This window comes from Herbaspirillum sp. UBA812, assembly GCF_002296545.1.
Lineage (GTDB): Bacteria > Pseudomonadota > Gammaproteobacteria > Burkholderiales > Burkholderiaceae_D > Herbaspirillum > Herbaspirillum huttiense.
Window position 1 is genome coordinate 26,324 of the sequence record NZ_DBIC01000221.1, and the last position, 863, is coordinate 27,186.

General features: G+C 66.4%; 1 pseudogene. It reads left to right on the forward strand.

The annotated features are described in order from the left end of the window. Positions 1 to 863, forward strand: a pseudogene (locus B3873_RS14605) (transketolase); the annotation flags it as partial.

The following is an 863-nucleotide window of genomic DNA, read 5'->3' on the forward strand; positions in this document are numbered from 1 at the left end:
GCCTTCGTCGGCGATGGCTGCCTGCAGGAAGGCATCGGGCAGGAAATGATTTCGCTGGCCGGCCATCTGCGCCTCGCCAAACTGACCCTGCTATGGGACGACAACCAGATCACCGATGACGGCGCCACCGAAATCTCCATCAGCGAGAACGTGCCCGAGCGTTTCCGCGTGGCCGGCTGGCATGTGGTGGAGGTGGACGGGCATGACATCGAGGCGGTCTCGCGCGCACTCGACGCTGCACGTGCCTCGGACCGTCCCTCGATGATCGCCTGCCGCACCATCATCGGCCGTGGCATCCCGCGTGTGCAGGGCCAGCGCGGCGGCCACAGCGCACGGCTCCATGCGGAGGATGCACAAGCCGCACGCGATCTGCTGCAATGGCCGCATGCGCCATTCGAGATCCCGCAGGACATCCTTACGCCGTGGCGCAACTTCGGCCAACGCAATCGCGATGAACATGCCGCCTGGCATCAGCGCCTGCAGGCCCTGCCGCCCACGCAGCGCGCCGAATTCGAACGTGTCCTGCGGGGTGACTTGCCCGATGGGTGGCAGGATGTGTTGCTGCAATTCAAGCGTACCGCGCACGAGCCTGCGCAGGCGCAGGGCGGCATCCTGATCTCGGCCGCGCTCAATCAGCTGCTGGCCGAAGTGATCCCTGAACGCATGGTGGGCTGCGCCGATCTTGAAGCGCCCACGGCGCACAAGGGCGCCCTCAAGGCCTTCACCGCCAGCGACCGCAGCGGCGCCTACGTGCACTGCGGTGTACGCGAACACGTGATGGGCGCGATGGCCAATGGCATGGCCGCGCATGGCGGCGTGATTCCGCTGGCCGTGACCTATCTGGCCTTCTCGGATTACGAACG